Source organism: Gordonia liuliyuniae (genome assembly GCF_021739025.1).
GTDB lineage: Bacteria > Actinomycetota > Actinomycetes > Mycobacteriales > Mycobacteriaceae > Gordonia > Gordonia liuliyuniae.
Genome location: NZ_JAKKOT010000001.1, coordinates 129,803 through 145,611, shown reverse-complemented (window position 1 = coordinate 145,611; position 15,809 = coordinate 129,803). Strand labels below are relative to the sequence as shown.

General features: G+C 65.9%; 15 protein-coding genes. 7 read left to right on the top strand and 8 right to left on the bottom strand.

From position 1 onward, the window contains the following. Positions 1 to 7: 7 nt before the first annotated feature. The 4 genes from L5G28_RS00690 to L5G28_RS00675 form a co-directional block, all read right to left on the bottom strand. The gene (locus L5G28_RS00690; protein WP_236999886.1) at positions 8 to 925 is read right to left on the bottom strand and encodes a TIGR03564 family F420-dependent LLM class oxidoreductase; all 918 of its coding nucleotides are present in this window, start codon (positions 923 to 925) and stop codon (positions 8 to 10) included. 52 nt (positions 926 to 977) lie between these two features. Further along, a complete protein-coding gene (locus L5G28_RS00685; protein ID WP_236999885.1) occupies positions 978 to 1,634 on the bottom strand; it encodes an NAD(P)H-binding protein in 657 nt (218 codons plus the stop codon). Positions 1,635 to 1,724: 90 nt separating this feature from the next. After that, positions 1,725 to 2,324, bottom strand: coding sequence for a DUF4203 domain-containing protein (locus L5G28_RS00680; RefSeq protein ID WP_236999884.1), 600 nt, complete (start codon positions 2,322 to 2,324; stop codon positions 1,725 to 1,727). Next, the gene (locus tag L5G28_RS00675; protein ID WP_236996728.1) at positions 2,317 to 3,420 is read right to left on the bottom strand and encodes an AI-2E family transporter; all 1,104 of its coding nucleotides are present in this window, start codon (positions 3,418 to 3,420) and stop codon (positions 2,317 to 2,319) included. Before L5G28_RS00675 ends, L5G28_RS00680 begins: the two co-directional genes overlap by 8 nt. Positions 3,421 to 3,559: 139 nt before the next feature. Between L5G28_RS00675 and L5G28_RS00670 the strand changes: the two genes are divergently transcribed. Further along, positions 3,560 to 4,000, top strand: coding sequence for a DUF6325 family protein (locus tag L5G28_RS00670; protein WP_236999883.1), 441 nt, complete (start codon positions 3,560 to 3,562; stop codon positions 3,998 to 4,000). A gap of 34 nt (positions 4,001 to 4,034) precedes the next feature. Next, a complete protein-coding gene (locus L5G28_RS00665) occupies positions 4,035 to 4,307 on the top strand; it encodes an SHOCT domain-containing protein (RefSeq protein WP_236999882.1) in 273 nt (90 codons plus the stop codon). Between the two features lie 36 nt (positions 4,308 to 4,343). Here the strand turns inward: L5G28_RS00665 and L5G28_RS00660 are convergent, their stop codons facing one another. From L5G28_RS00660 to L5G28_RS00650, 3 genes are all read right to left on the bottom strand, one after another. Then, entirely contained in the window at positions 4,344 to 6,035 is a 1,692-nt protein-coding gene (locus L5G28_RS00660; protein ID WP_236999881.1) for a SulP family inorganic anion transporter, read from the bottom strand. Next, entirely contained in the window at positions 6,032 to 6,751 is a 720-nt protein-coding gene (locus L5G28_RS00655; RefSeq protein WP_236999880.1) for a GAP family protein, read from the bottom strand. The genes L5G28_RS00660 and L5G28_RS00655 overlap by 4 nt, the downstream gene beginning before the upstream one ends. Before the next feature lie 78 nt (positions 6,752 to 6,829). Beyond that, positions 6,830 to 9,394 carry a helix-turn-helix transcriptional regulator gene (locus L5G28_RS00650; protein WP_236999879.1) on the bottom strand — a complete coding sequence of 855 codons (2,565 nt, stop codon included), beginning with the start codon at positions 9,392 to 9,394 and terminating at the stop codon, positions 6,830 to 6,832. 190 nt (positions 9,395 to 9,584) lie between these two features. On the opposite strand from L5G28_RS00650, the gene L5G28_RS00645 reads away from it, so the two are divergent. Genes L5G28_RS00645 through L5G28_RS00630 form a run of 4 tightly spaced genes read left to right on the top strand, consistent with a single transcriptional unit; the run spans position 9,585 to position 14,298 of the window. Further along, positions 9,585 to 11,462 (top strand): alkyl/aryl-sulfatase, encoded by a 1,878-nt coding sequence (locus tag L5G28_RS00645; RefSeq protein ID WP_236999878.1) that lies wholly within the window; start codon positions 9,585 to 9,587, stop codon positions 11,460 to 11,462. Between the two features lie 25 nt (positions 11,463 to 11,487). Beyond that, a complete protein-coding gene (locus tag L5G28_RS00640; protein WP_236999877.1) occupies positions 11,488 to 13,194 on the top strand; it encodes a SulP family inorganic anion transporter in 1,707 nt (568 codons plus the stop codon). Between the two features lie 32 nt (positions 13,195 to 13,226). Next, positions 13,227 to 13,637, top strand: coding sequence for a DUF7144 family membrane protein (locus L5G28_RS00635; RefSeq protein WP_236996736.1), 411 nt, complete (start codon positions 13,227 to 13,229; stop codon positions 13,635 to 13,637). Between the two features lie 4 nt (positions 13,638 to 13,641). Then, positions 13,642 to 14,298, top strand: a complete 657-nt coding sequence (locus L5G28_RS00630; protein ID WP_236996737.1) for a GAP family protein — start codon at positions 13,642 to 13,644, stop codon at positions 14,296 to 14,298. 39 nt (positions 14,299 to 14,337) lie between these two features. Here L5G28_RS00630 and L5G28_RS00625 read toward each other — a convergent pair whose 3' ends face one another. Further along, entirely contained in the window at positions 14,338 to 15,180 is an 843-nt protein-coding gene (locus L5G28_RS00625; protein ID WP_236999876.1) for an ATP-binding protein, read from the bottom strand. A 133-nt stretch (positions 15,181 to 15,313) separates the two neighbouring features. On the opposite strand from L5G28_RS00625, the gene L5G28_RS00620 reads away from it, so the two are divergent. Further along, positions 15,314 to 15,802 (top strand): DUF1269 domain-containing protein, encoded by a 489-nt coding sequence (locus L5G28_RS00620; protein WP_236996739.1) that lies wholly within the window; start codon positions 15,314 to 15,316, stop codon positions 15,800 to 15,802. Positions 15,803 to 15,809 lie beyond the last annotated feature (7 nt).

The following is a 15,809-nucleotide window of genomic DNA, read 5'->3' as shown; positions in this document are numbered from 1 at the left end:
GCGGTGGCTACTCGTCCAGTGTGCGCAGGAGGGCCCGGGTGCGGGCGCGGACCTCCGGATCGCGGTCGAACAAGATTCCGACGTACTCGTCGACGCCGAAAGCCGCGAGTTCGGCGAGGCGATCGGCGACGGTGGCCTCGTCGCCGACGATCGCGGCGTCGGCCGGACCGGTGAAGCCTTCACGGTCGAGCATCGCCTTGTACGACGGCAGCCCGTCGTACATCGCGAACTGGCGCCCGGCCTCGGCTCGGGCGGCGTCGACGTCGTCGGTCACACAGACGGGGAGCATCGCGACGGTACGGACGGCGCCGTCGGGTCGCCCGGCGTCGGCGGCGGCCTGACGCAACGTGGGGATGACGTGGTCGCGCAGTGTCTTCGGGCCGGTCATCCAGGTGACCGTGCCGGAGGTTCGACGTCCTGCGACGTTCAGCATCTTGGGGCCGAGCGCGGCGAAGTAGACCGACGGGGCGGGGGCCTGCAAGGTGAGCGATCCGCGCGTCGTGACGAGTTCACCTGCCGCGCTGGCCTTCTCGCCGTTGAGGAGGGGGAGGAGACCGTCGAGATATTCTTCGGTGCGCTGGACCGGCTTACCGTAGGGCACGCCCCACATGCCTTCGGTGACGACCTTGTGACTGAGTCCGAGACCCAGGGTCAGGCGCCCTCCGAGGATCTGGTTCACCGTTGCCGCCTGCTGTGCGAGCTTCATCGGGTGCTGGGACTGGATCGGCAGGACGCTGGTGCCGAATTCGATGTCGGGGACCTCGCGCCCGACGACGCCGATCACAGTGAGAGCGTCCGGCTCGTTCGGCATCTGTGTGGTCCAAACGCGGCGGAATCCCTCCTCGCACAGTTCGTTCGCGTTCGCGACCGCGTTGTCGATCGACAAGCTCTTCGCGTTGATGGTCCAGACGACGCCGACCTGCATGTGCGCTCTCCCTCTGCGTGAGTGACGGGTTCGTGGCCGAGTGCCAACGTTGTCAGAGTGCGCCGAGCGCGACCTCGATCGGGACGCTGCCGTCGGTGAACGAGATGTTCTGGTGGATCGATTCCGGGGTCGCCAGTGCGGCGGCTGCGACCAGTGCGACGTTGGCGCGCGAGGTTCCGGGCAGGTTCGCCGCTCGAATCGCGGCCGGGTCGATGGTGCCCGACGGTTCGTCCATCGTCAGTGCGCCGGGCATGAGGACGGTCCAGCCAAGGTTGGTCTCACGCAGTGCGGTGTCGGCCGCGGCCTTCGCCTCGGCGTATGCGAAGAACGAATTGTCGCTGGGCACACCGTGGTCGGGCCGCGCGCCCAGGTACGAGACCATGACGAATCGGGCGACGTTGGCATCGCCCGCAGCCTCCATGGTGCGGATCGCCGCGTCGCGGTCGACCGCGTACGTGCGATCGGGGTTGCCACCGCCCGCACCCGCACTCCAGACGACCGCGTCGAATCCGTCGAGTGCAGCGGCGAGCTGCTCGCGGGTGGCGCTCTCCACGTCCAGGACCAGCGGAGTGGCGCCCGCGGCACGGATGTCGTCGGCGTGCTCGGGATTACGGATGACCGAGGTCACGGCGTCGCCGCGCGCATTCAGCAGAGGGGCGAGAAGCAGTGCGATCTTGCCGTGTCCACCGATGATCATGATGTCTGCCATGGCGACTACGGTACTGATCCCGGCGCATCGCCGCAGAACGGGGGAGCGTTACACGGGAATTCGTCCGACCCCGCCACGGCGGAGCGCATGTCACGAATCTGGGTTCGCACGGCCGATTCGATGCTTGACGCCGAGGCGCTCCGCGAACAGCCGTCGCTGGACGATCCACCCGGCGAGCGACAGTCCCACCCATGCCGCAGTGCCTGCCACTTCGCCTGCAGTGGAGTCTGCCGACCGCAACCAATCCAATGCGTCCACGGCTCGTCCGAGCCCGTGAAGGACCATCGCGGCGCCGCCGATCGACGTGAGCCACAGTAGGGCGCGCTCCCGGTACTTGTCGGCGGCGAACGCCGCGGAGATCGCGACCGCGACGACGATGATCGCGCTGGCCGACCACGAGTTGTCCCCGGGCTGCACTAGGTCGGCGATGCGGGCTCCGGCCACAGCACCAGCCAGCCCGCCGATGAGGTAGGTGGCGAACTTGAACATCAAGGACACGACGACCCACGACGACACAGCGCCGATCAGACCGAACAGGATCAGGGTCGTCGTCGAGGGATTGAACAGGGCCGCGATGAGCCAACCGGCCCCGAACCCGGCTGCAAGGACGCCCAGGTGAGCCGAGCGCACTCCGTAGAAGCACAGCACTGCGCCGACGGCGACGACCACCAATCCGTTCACATCAAGCATCGGCTGATCCTTCGTTCGATGGGCCGCTCGGGGTGGCGGACACCGTATCGGCGATGAAGATGTTCATCCACCGGGTCTGTGGGTCGACGTCCACGAGAAGGGATTTGACGAAGATCGTCAGCGGGACAGCGAGGATCGCGCCGAGCGGGCCGAGGATCCAACCCCACACGACGAGTGAGAGGAAAGTGATGGTCGTAGAGAGGCCGACGGCGTCGCCGACGAACTTCGGCTGGACGAACGACTGCAGGACGACGTTGATCGCGCTGTAGACGACGATGACCAGGAGCATGGTCCCGGGGCCGCCTTCGAGGAGCCCGAGGACAGCAGGCGGGACGACGCCGAGGACGAAGCCGATGTTCGGGATGTAGTTGGTGATGAACGACAACAGTCCCCACAACAACGGCAGCGGGATCCCGATCGCCCACAGGACGCCGGCGTCGAGGACAGCGACGATGAACCCGAACAGTGTGGTGACGAGGAGGTACCGGCGTGTTCCGTTCGTGAAACCGATCATGGCTTCGGCGATGTTCGGCCGCACGTGGCGGAGCACGGCCGTCCGGTCGTCCACTCCGAGTGAGTCGACGACCAGGAAGAGCGCGACCGAGATGATCAGGATGAGCGTCGACGTCAGCGAGACCGCAGACGACAGCAGTGAGCCTGCAGCCGAGATGAGCGTGTGCGAGTCGATGTTCCCGAGGATCGAGTCCGCGGACGCGGTGGCGACACCGTGATCTTGGAGGAACTGTTTGACGTCGTCCACGAGGTCGTCGAACTTGTCGGCATAGTCGGGGAGGATGGTCGTGAGCCTGCCCAGCGAGAAGACGACCGATCCGAAGATCACCACGAGTATTCCGTATAGGGCGACGAGGACGACGATCGCCGACAACCAACGCGGCCAGCCGTGTCTGCGGAGATACGTGCCGGCCGGGTGAACCGCGATGACCAGAATCAACGCGAGGAACACCGGCCCGACGATGCCCGCGGTGACCTTGATCCCGGCGGTCACGACGGTGATCGAAGCCAGCGCCACAAGGACCGCGAGTCCGCGTGGAACCGTCCGCGCAGACGAGCGGTCGGATACGGGCGTGTCGGCCATGAATCGAGTATGAGTCGGCGCTGCCGAACCTCCTGCGGCGTCTCGCCCGATGCGGGTGACGCGGCCACTGCGACTGGCCGCCCGGTGCGAACATCGAATGGGAGGCGGGCCGGAGGTTCATCGAAAGTGGGGAGACGTCATGGGTTTCGAATCGTTGGCGGGCGCGGGCGGACTCGGTCCGGTCGAGATCAACGTCATCATGTTGGGGGCCTCTCGGGTCTCGACAGTCGTGTTCCACGCGTTGGCCGAGCAACTTGATGCGGGTGTCATACGGCTCCTCGATGCGGTCGTCGTCACGAAAGCCGAGAGTGGTTCGGTGCTGGTGGACGAGGTGGACCGCACCGAGTTCGCGCTCGCCGGTACCGCGCTCGCGGCGCCCGGGCTGATCGGTGATGACGATGTCACCGACCTGCTCGAGCATGTGCCAGCGGGACAGGCGGCGGCGATCGTGGCCTTCGAGCTCGTCTGGGCGAGAAACCTCGCAGCCGCACTGAACGAGGACGGCTCCTCGGTGGTCGCCGTGGAGCGTATTCCGGCACATGTGGTGAACGCCGTCGCCGAAATGGCTGCGGCCGAGTGAACGACGCGAAGCGGCAGGACGGGAGAACGAGACCATGATGTTGCGACGAGGAGGCCGCCCAGGCCTGATCGGTCTGGCCGCCCGTACCGCGGTGGTCGCCGGGACAGCAAACGCAGTCAACAGTCGCCAGGCGCAGCGTGCTGTCGACAGGATGGCGCCCGAACCCGCCCCGATATACCAGTCGCCGAGCTCCGCGTCGCCCGCATCCGACCTGACGGGTGAGCTGATGCGACTAGCGGATCTGCGGTCTCAGGGACTCCTCACCGATGACGAGTTCGCCGCCGCGAAGGCGAAACTGCTCAACTGACGCCAACGTCTCGGCCGCCGCCGAGGCAGCGAACGGTCAGCCCTCTTGGCGGCGTTCCCGCGCCCGACCCAACGCGTCGAACACCGAGTCGCCGAGTCGGCTGCGGCTCAAGAAGACGTTGTTGTCGCCGATCTGCTCGCGAACCCCAGTCGCGGTGAGTTGATCGTCGAGGCCGCCGCCGACTCCGCTCAACATCAGAGTGGCGTGTGCACGATGAAGCTCGATCGCGTACTCGCCGAGCATGGTGAGGAACGTGACCCCCAATTCGTCCGTCCCTCGAAGACGGATGATGGCGACTGCGCCGCGCGCATCGGCGACTGGCGTCGGCAGTTGAGATCGGAACGCTTGTGCTGAAGCGAAGAAGAGCGTTCCGTACGGTGAGAGAACGACGACGTCGCCGGGCTCGAGGGCGGACGGAGGCGTGGTCTCCCGTGGTCGAGAATCGGGTGTGTCGAACGTCCACTGGACGACCCTCACCCGGTTGGACTGCTGTACGACGTGCAGGATCACGGCCAATCCCACTCCCGAGAGCACCGCGTACTGGAGGGGGATCGTCATGGTCAATGCGAGGGTCACCGAGAACACGGCGACCTGTACTCGCCCCGCTTGCCAGATCATCCGGAACTGGTGGGGCTTCAGCGTACGGACGCCGACGAGGATTAGGAGGCCCGCGAGTGCGGGCATTGCCACGTTTTCGATGAGCGGACCGCACACCAGGATCGTGGCCACCATGACGAGGCCGGCGACCATGCTCGCGAACGCGCTCCGTGCGCCCGCCGACCGGGCCAACGACGTCGCTGACATCGATCCGCCTACGGGCATGCCTTGGAGCACGCCTGAGGCGATGTTCGCCAAGCCCTGCCCGCGGAAGTCCGCCGATGCGTTCGGGTAGTGGCCGTCCGGGTTCGGGGTCGACCCGGAGACGGCCGCACCCTGCACTAGCCCGACGAGCGCCAACGACAACGCGGGCACAAGCAGTGCGGGCGTCTCCGACAACGACGGCGCGACGAATGATGGAAGACTGCGGCCGATGTCGACTGAGTCGCCGAGCGTGACGACCGCGTCCTGCGGGAAGATGAACGCGAGACCCGATCCGACGACCACCGCGACGACCATTCCCAGTGGGCCCACTCCGAGGGCTTCCAGTGCGAAGATCAGCGCTATCGTCGACGCACCCACTGCCACAGTTGGCCAGCTGAAATGGCCGATGTGGGCCGCGGTGTCGACCGCTCGGCTGACGCGATTCTCTCCGGTGCCCGCGAATCCGGTGAAGTTGGCGAGCTGTCCGAGGATGATGTTGATCGCGACTCCGTTGACGAACCCGTAGAGCACGGCCGACGGGATGAACCGGACCAGACTCCCTAGGCCAGCCACCCCGAGCCCCAACATGATGAGGCCCGCGAGCACAGTCAGAGTGGCGATGACGGAGGCCGCGTTCGGACCCTGCGCGGCTGGCACGTCGCTGATGATGACCGACATGGCGCCGGTCGCCTGAACGGTCATGAACACTGACCCGGTTGTCAACGCCCCGGTGACCGTGCCGACCAGGTAGGCGTTGAGTCCGAGCAGCGGGTTGACGCCCGCGAGGACGCCTGCAGCCAACCCGTCTGGCACGCTCTCGACGCCGAGCACGACACCTGCCTTGACGTCCGATCCGATCGTTCGGCGGGTGCCGAACCTGCGGAGGTAGGTCTGTACCGCGGCGCGGGCTTCCTGCGAGCGTTTCATGGCGGACCGCCCGTCACTGCGCGCGTCAATTGTAGGAATCCGACGACGAGCAGCATGGATGCACGGATGAACCCGTTGTTCCGAAGGACCCATCCGCGCACTCGCGTGATGAGCCGGTCCGGCGCCCGGCGTCCGGCCGTGACCGCGATGACTGGCAGGGCCAGCGGCAGGGACACGGCCACGACGAAGCCGATACTCAGTCCGACGACTTGCACTGACGAGACGTGCGCGTTGAGAAGGTCGATCGCGGTCGCGGCCACTAGCGACACATTCGTCGGGTTGAGGAGAAAGACACCGAGCCCGACGACGAATGATCGCCGCGCGCCGTATCCCACAGAGTCCTTAACGAGGCCGGGCAATTGCGGCGCGGCGGCCGCGAACTCGTCGAGGGTGCGGGCCGCGGCGAGGCGCGTCAACGTTGCCCGCGCCCGCCGATACGACCACACCGCGCCGGCGAAGCACAGCACGGAGATGCTCGCGTGCAGCGCAGTCGCGAGAGCGGAGCCGGTGTGGGCCTCGGAGATGCCGAAATACGAGAGCACAGCAAGCCAGAAGACGAGTGAGCCGGAGGTGGCCACCACCCACCCTCCGAGATAGCAGACGTTCACCAGAAGTGGGTGAGACGACTGCAGCATGCCCAGCACCGCGAGGATCGCCACCGGGCTCGCCATTACGCTCAGGGTGACCGGCAGCATGCGCCAAAGGACGTCGAGCATGACAGTCATCGTCGGCTACCGAGGTGTCCGCGAATCCACGTCTCACCCTCTGCGGATGATGGCGACGGCGAGGTGGGTTCAGTCGGTCACACGGACAGCCTCGCGCCGCGACCGGACATCGAGCTTCCGGTAGATGGCGCGCTGATGTGTCTTCACGGTGTTGATCGAGACACCGAGGCTCTCGGCGATCTCCTGCATCGTGCGGGTGGTGCGCAGCTGGGTGAACACGTCGAGTTCCCGCTCGGAGAGGGTGTGCAGGACACCCTTCCTGGGCGGTGGAGCGAGGCACGACGCGAGGAAGTCTTCGTGTCGTGTGCCCCACGAGAGATGCCCGGTGAGAAACTGTCGCAGCTCGACACCGTCACCCGCGAAGAGTCGGCGGATGTCTTCTCCAGAAGCGGCATCGAGCGATCGTTCGAGAAGGTCGTGTGCTTGCTCCTGGTCTCCGTCGTGTCGGGCCACTTGGGCGTCGGCGAGCAGCGTTGCGACTCGAACGTACGAGATCTGCTGGTACTGAGGCTGCAAACGGTGCATCATCTGTGCCGCTGTGCGCAGCTGCCGGGCCCGCGCTGCGATACCGGCGAGCACCACGCTCACGAACGGTGTGCTGTCGGTGTGTTCGTACTTCGTGACCACCCGCATGGCCCGGGCAGTATTCCCTGCGGCTTCGTTCAAGACGGCGAGTGCGGTATGGCGGAATGCGGGCCACGAGACGCCCTGATCCATCTGCCCCGGCATGCTCGACAGTTCGTCGAGAGCGATCCGGCACTCGCCGGGTTCGCGGCGTGCAGCGGCGGTCAGCGCGAGCATCATCCGTGCTGCACCGCCGAACAGCAGAGGCGAGTCCGACGAGCGGATCAAGCTCGAGAATTCGGCAGAGGCAGACAGCAGATCGTTTCGCCAGTATGCGAGGTATCCACGCGTGAACGAGGCTCCGCCACCCACATACTGACCCCATGGGTCGCCGCCGGATTCGGCTCCCGCTGCCTCGACGACTCGCCGGGCATCGTGCAGGTGCCCGGCCCACACGTAGCTGAACGCCAGATGGTTTCGGCCGTGGTGGGCCAGACCGGTCGCACCGATCGCCTGGGCTTCGGCCACCGTGGCGTCGAGCAGCTCTATCGCGCGTGCAGGAGCCCTGCGAAGACGCATCTCGGTCCAGCCGAGTAGGTACAGCATGGGCACTCGGTCTCGGGTCGACTCCGTGACCGTCTCGAATCGGCGCCGCGCCGTGTCGCAGGCTTCGCCGAGTTCGGTGCGGTCGTCGACCAGGAACAGTCGTGCCTGCTCGAGGATGATGGGGTAGTCGTCGCCGCTGTCAGGGGGAGTCACGAAGTCTTGTCCGCGCGCCACGGCACGGGTGTAGAGCATCTTGGCGTACGTCGATTCGCCGGTGGACTGGTGTACGCAGGCGCGAACGAGGAGCACACGGGGATCGTCGTCCCAGGGGCTGGGAAGTGCGACGCAGAGACGGTCGAGGGCGGTCGCGTCGGGGCCGACCACCGCGTTGACCCACCGGCTGAGGACGACCCGCACGGCGTTCGTCGGCTCGCCCGCCTTCAGCCAGTACTCGGCCGCGTGCAGCGGGCTGCTGTCCTCGAAGAACGACGCGGCGGCGCGGAGCGTGCTGGCTGCGGTGCCCGGACGGGACTCGACCAGGATGTCGCGGCAGTGGCCGGCGAACAGGGCGTGCCATCGATACACGTCGCCGTTCGACGACGTGTATCGGTCGATGAACAGCGCGGCAGCGACGCACCGGTCCAACAGATCGGCGCTGTCGGTGCGCCCGGTCAGCTGATCGGCGAGCGCCGGCGTGATGCTCCGGCACGCGGAGGTCACCAACGCGAACTCGGCGAGGTCGGGCGGCAGGGACGGCAACACGTGGTCACGGACGTAGGAATGGAAGACGCCGTGGTCGCCGTCGAGGTCGGGGCGGACTCCCGTCATCGCGAGGACCCGGACCGCGATAGGCCATCCCCTCGTGGCCTCGAGTATGAAATCGGGCGACAGGGCGGTGTCATTGCGGCGGACGAACCGGCTGACCTCGCCGATGTCGAAGGCGAGGTCGACCGCACGGATCACCGCACGCGGATGCGTCAGCGAGAATCGGCTGAGCGCCAGTTCTGTGTAGCTGGTGCCGACGACTACGACGTGCAGGTTCGGAAACGAGCCGTCGATCAGCGCGCCGATGAGACCGGTGCCCAGAGCGTCCTTGGCGCGGTGCGCGTCATCGATTACCAGATAGACGGGCTCGACCAGGTCGGCGAAGGCCTCGGCGACGTGATCGAAGTCGGTGGGCGACACTCCGCTGAACGGGTCGGCGCGAAGCAATGCCTGCAACCCGTCATACGACAAGTGATCGACGAGCGACAGCAACGCACGCAGGACGACGGCTTGGATTCGGTCGACATCGGTGTCGAATCTGCTCAACGTCACCCAGGCGACGCGCTCGCACCGCTTCTCCGCCCATTCGGCGACCGCCGACGTCTTGCCGTAACCGCTCGGCGCGACGACGAGAACCGCATGTGACGTGTCGATCCGGTCGTCGATTCCGTCGGTGACTCGAGAGCGCGGAAGGTGCCCCGGCTGTTGCAGTGGCGCCTGGAATTGGAGGGAGGAAGACCACGCGCGAAAGTCGGTCATACGCGGAGACCTTACGCGGATCGACCCTTGGTGCGAGGCGTGTTCGCGGGTTGAAACGACTCGCGAATTCGACTCACCCGCAAAGAATGAGGTCGTTCGCACCGGAGCCGCAGAACCCGAAACACTTGTTCCACGGGTCCACTTCGGACCACTGCAGACTCGAGTGCGTTTCCAAATCGAGGAGGAACCGATGTCCCAACCAGATGCGAGTGAGTTCGTCGTCGCAGCCCACCGTCGAGCACGCGAATCGCTGCCCTTCACCGACACCAGAGACTTCGACGACGCCGGTCGCGGATTCATCGGCAAGCTCGAACCGGGCGTAGTCCGCAGCGAAGACGGCACGGTGGTGTGGGACAACGACGTGTTCGACTTCTTGGACTCAGAAGACGCAGCTGACACGGTCCACCCGAGTCTCTGGCGTCAATCTCGACTGACGAGCATGCAGGGCCTCTTCGAAGTGGTTCCGGGCATCTATCAGGTCCGCGGACTTGACCTCTCGAACCTGTCGATCGTCGAAGGCGATGAGGGCGTCGTCATCATCGATACGCTCACCTCGCGTGAGACGGCACTGGCAGCTATGGACCTCTACCGCGCTCATCGCGGGGAGCGGCCGGTCAAAGCGATCGTCCACACCCACTGCCACATCGACCACTTCGGCGGCGTCCTCGGCGTTACCGACCAAGAGGCGGTCGCGCGTGGTGATGTGGCGGTGATCGCTCCAGAGGGGTTCGTCGAGCACGCCATCGCTGAGAACGTCTACGCGGGCACCGCGATGGGGCGGCGCGCCGGATACATGTACGGCGCGGCCCTTGCGCACGGACCATCCGGCCACGTCGGAGCAGGACTCGGTCAGGCCCCGTCCACCGGTGCCGCGGGCATCGTGGTGCCGACCATCGACATTCACACCACTGGTGAGACGCTGACGATCGACGGTGTCGAGATGGAGTTCCAGATGGCCCCGGGGACGGAGGCCCCCGCGGAGATGCACGTCTACTTGCCGCGATTCCGCGCGCTGTGCATCGCGGAGAACGCCACGCACACCCTGCACAATCTCCTCACCCTGCGCGGCGCAGTGGTCCGTGATCCGCATGGCTGGTCGGGCTATTTGAACGAGGCGATCGACATCTTCGGCGACCGCGTGGACGTGATGTTCTCGCCGCACCACTGGCCGACTTGGGGAGTCCATCGCATTGTCGAGATGTTGACGCTCCAACGCGATCTCTACGGCTATCTGCACGATCAGACGCTGAGGATGATCAATCAGGGTCTCCAGGGCGCTGAGATCGCGGAGACGATGCAGATTCCGCCCGCCTTGGAGAACGCGTGGCACGCGCGCGGCTACTACGGTTCGGTCAGTCACAACATCAAAGCGATATATCAGCGATATATCGGGTGGTTCGACGGCAACCCGGCCCGACTGTGGCCGCACCCGCCGGAGGCTCTGTCGGCTCGCTACGTCGACGCGATCGGTGGGATCGACAAGACCGTCGACGTAGCGCGGGCCGCATACGAGTCTGGTGACTACCGGTGGGCGGCGACGCTCCTGGATCATGTCGTGTTCGTCGACCCCGACCACTCGGACGGGCGCGCGCTGTACGCGGACACCCTCGACCAGCTGGCGTACACGGTCGAGAACGGGACGTGGCGCAACTTCTATCTGTCCGGCGCCACCGAACTGCGTGGAGCCAACTTCGGGACGCCGACCAATCCCAACGCGCCGGAGATCCTCGCTCAACTGACACCAGCGCAGATCTTCGATTCGGTCGCGATCTCGCTCAACGGTCCGAAGGCATGGGGCGAACGACTGTCGCTCGATGTCACATTCACCGACCTCGATCAGACGCACCGCCTCGCGCTCAGCAACGGTGTCCTGATCCACCGTCGCAGGCTCGACAAGGACGGCCCCGCCGACGTGACCGTGGCCACGACCAAGCCGCGCCTGCTCGCACTGCTCGGCGGTGACGACACGTCTCCGGGCGTGGAGTTCACCGGTGATCGCGGTGCCTTCGCGCGATTGATTGAGGTCGTCGACGAACCCGATCCGGCGTTCAACATCGTGCTGCCGTAACGGCGACAGCTGAGCGAAAGCGAAGGTGAGCGAGGACGGAGGTGAGCGCCAGGTGTCCACCGGGCTCGTCGCAGCGAGGTTTCGTGGCTATCGGGTGATACCCGGGCTGACCAAGCGCAACATCGCGCGGGAGACGATGGCTGGGATCACGCTCGTCACGATCTCGATTCCGCTCAACATCGGCTACGCCCAGATCGCCGGGCTGCCGCCGATCGCGGGCCTGTACGCGCTGATCATCCCAACGGTGTTGTACGCGCTGGTCGTGTCCTCGAGACAGTTGGTCGCGTCGCCGGACGCCGCGGCCGCGGCGCTCGTCGCCTCGTCGATCGGTGGTCTTGCGGTGTCCGGGGACGACTATGCGGCGATGGCGATGGCACAGGCGGTCATCTGCGGTGTTGTCCTTCTGCTGATGTCTGTCTTTCGGCTGGGCTTCCTTGCGAACTACCTGTCTGAGCCCATCCTGACCGGCTTCGTCGGCGGTCTCGCTTTGGACATCCTGGTGTCCCAGACCGCGAAAATGGCCGGCGTCCATCTGGAGCCGGGCGACGAGTTCGTCGGCAAACTCGGCGGGTTGATCACCGGTCTGCCCGACGCGAACGGATGGTCGGTGCTGATTGCAGGGGTGTCGCTGATCGTGCTCCTCGCGTGGCGCACGCGGCTGCCGCGCGTCCCATGGGCGTTGATCGTCCTCGTCGGTGCGACCGTGATCGTCGCCGCGGCCCATCTCGATGATCACGGGGTGTCGGTGCTCGGCGAGGTGCCGGGCGGTCCGCCGATCTTCACCTGGCCCTCCCTCAGCGTCGCTCAATGGCTCGCGTTAGTTCCGTCCGCAATCGCCTTGGCGATGGTCACGACAGTCGAGGGGCTGTTGGTATCCCGTTCGTACGCGGAGAAGCACGGCTACGAAGTCTCCGCCGACCGCGATCTGGCGGCCTTCGGGGTGGGCAACGTCGCGGCAGGCTTCACCGGCGGCTTCTCCGTGGGTTCGTCCACGTCGAGGACGGCGGCGATGGACCAGGCGGCGTCGCGTACACAACTCCCGTCATTCGTCCTGGCGGTTGTCACGCTGGTGTTGCTGTTGTTCGGAACGGGTCTGCTCACCAGCATCCCGTCGCCGGCGATCGGTGCGATCGTCGCCGTCGCTGTCGTCCCGCTGCTCGGCATCGGGAAGTTCGCCCGGCTGTGGCGCGTCGAGCGGTTCGAGTTCTCGATCGCTGCCGTCTGTTTCGCCACAACGATCTTCGTCGGATCGATCGCCGGGATCGTCGTAGCGTTCGTGCTGGCAGTGGTCAACATCGCTCGCCGAGCGTCGAATCCGGCGGTCGACGTCTTGCACGCCGACGAGTCGGACCCGACTCCGGGCAAGCGCTTCACCGCAGCCGACAAGACGATCACCGCACCGGGTCTGATCGTGCTGCGGCCCGCTGCACCGTTGTTCTTCGCGAACGCCGACACCGTCGTCCGGTCGGCGAAGGCCTCCATCGCCGCAGCGGAGAAGCCGGTGAAGCACCTCGTGTTCGACCTGGAGGCGGTCACCGACGTCGACGTGACAGCCGCCGAAGCCCTCGAACGGTTGCGCGACTGGCTCGCCGCGAACGACATCACTCTCGGATTCAGCCGACTCAGGCAAGCCGTCGGACCGCGGTTGCGGACACTCGGCGTCCTCAAGGAATCCGACCGTGTCTTCGCCAGCAACCGCGAAGCCGCCAGCGAACTACGCACCGAAGAATGACGACCGAGAACCAACGAGTGAGAGGAAAGATGATGACACACACAACAGATGACCGAGAGGCCAATCCCGTCCGGCAAGGCGTGTCGGGCACCACCACGTTCGCCGCCGCGATCCTGCTGTTCGTCGCAGGCCTGCTCGCCTTCTTTCAAGGATTGTCCGCGGTGCTGGAAGACGACCTGTTCGTCGTCGGACCGGAGTACACGTATGCCCTCGACACGACCTCGTGGGGCTGGATCCACCTGATCGTCGGCGCGCTCGGAGTGCTCATCGCGATCGGGTTGATGTCCGGGGCCACCTGGGCGCGGGTGTCGGCGATCGTCATCGCCGGAGTCTCGATCGTGGCGAACTTCCTCTGGCTGCCCTACTACCCGTGGTGGTCGATCCTGGTGATCGCGCTCGACCTGGTTGTGATCTGGGCCGTTACGACCTGGCGGACGGACTAGCGCGGTGCTCGGCGCGGTGGTCGGCGACCTGCTGCCGCTCGCCGTCGGCGTCGCGGTGTCGCCGGTCCCGATCATCGCGGCGATCCTGATGCTGATGGGCGTGCACGCCCGAACGGCGAGTCTCGGCTTCGCCTGCGGATGGACGATCGGCGTGGCAGCGGCCACGACGCTGTTCGTATTCCTGGGGCAGGCTATGGACGGCAGTCCGGCGGGGCGCGGCTGGATCAAACTCGCGCTCGGCGTCGTGCTCGTCGCGTTCGGAGTGCACCAGTGGAGATCCCGATCAGCGGAGGCGACAACACCGAAGTGGATGTCGGCGATCGACGAGATGACGGTGCTTCCCGGTGCCGGCATCGGTTTCGTCCTGGCCGCGATCAACCCGAAGAACCTGATGCTCTGCGCAGCTGCGGGCATCACCATCGGCGGCGCGGGGCTCAGCGGATCGGGTGATGTGGTCGCCGTCATCGTGTACACCGCGATTGCGAGTGCGACGGTGGCGGTCCCGGTGATCGGCTTCCAGTTCGCGGCGGATCGGCTCCGGGCACCGTTGGACTCGCTGAAGACGTGGTTGCAGGAGAACAGTCAGAGCGTGATGGCCGTGCTGATTTTGGTGATCGGCGCAGTACTGATCGGCAAGGGCATCGGCGGTGTAACCGCCTGACCGATGCGGACCTGACTGTCGGCGCAGCCGGACGGCTTGTCAGCGCAGGGCGACAGCTACGTCCGAACCACCCTCGTGAGTCAGCCGCGGCGCGATCTGGACCAGTTGGGGTGCGGTCGTGAAACCACCCGCGAACAGGACCTGCCCCTGACCGAAGGTCGGTGACCGCTGCAGCAATGCCTCGGGTGCGTAGCCGAACACATCACCGAGTTCGGCGAGGTCGCTCGCCGAACTCATCTTCATCAATCCGAGATTGTCGCACTGCGACACCGCGTTCGGATGAACCTTGGACGGACGCTGCGTCGACAGCAGCAGCCAGATGCCGTACTTCCGACCCTCCGCTGCGATCTGGACGATCCGCTCGGTGAGCAGGCGTTCGAGTGGTGTCGTAGGTGCCGGCGAACACAAGTTGTGCGCTTCGTCGATCACCACGAGACGGCCGATGCGCTCATCGCGGTGTGCCCACAGGTGATCGAGGACGGCCAGTGCGGTCGCCTGCTGTTCTTCCGGCGTCCCGAACGATCCGAGGTCGACGACGGTGGCGTCTGCGCGCTGATCGATCACATCGGTGACGTCCGGCCGGCCCCACGCCCACAGATCCCAGTCGGTGACGCCGAGGTTCTCCAACCGCATGGCGATCTGGTGAAACTGCGGCTCATCGCTGCGACGCAGGACGTCGACGAGAGGCTCATCGATCTGGTCGATCTGCACGGCGTCGGTCCGCAACATCACGTTGAACTCTTCACGATCGAGGATCGGGTCGAGTTGCAGGATTGCGGCGCGCGACCGGATGTCCATATCGACGAACCGAACCTTCAGCGGGTCGCCACTGGTCCCGGGCCGCAGGACGAGGATCGTCCCGACCGGCAGGTCCGAAGTCATGCGAGGAATCGTAGTCCGCACAAGGCGCGCGGTCGCCCGTCGCGGGTGAGAAGTCGTGCCCGGTCGACCACCAGACTGGACGATCGAGGTATCGGGCTGGACGGTCCGATACCCGCTTCAGAGAGGAATCACCATGGCCGGAACACTCACTGTTTGGAAATTTCCGACGCCGACCGGCGCAGAGACGGCTCTCACCACCCTGCGTGATCTGCAGAAGCAGGAACTGATCACGGTGCACGACGCTGCGACCGTTTCGTGGCCGGATGCTGCCAAGAAGCCGAAGACCCGCCAGGCTGACAACCTGACGGCTGCGGGGGCCCTGGGAGGAACGTTCTGGGGCATGTTGTTCGGGCTGATCTTCTTGGTGCCGTTGCTCGGTGCGGCAGTGGGGGCTGCGATGGGAGCGCTCACCGGAGCGTTGACCGACGTCGGCATCGATGACGACTTCATCGAATCGGTTCGGGACAAGGTCACGCCGGGAACGTCAGCGCTGTTCGTCCTCACTTCCGACGCAACTCTCGACCGCGTCCACGAGGAGTTCGCGGGTCAGTCGCCCACCCTCATCTCAACCAACCTGTCGCACGCCGAAGAGGCGACCCTCCGAGACGTCTTCGCGGACTGAACCACAC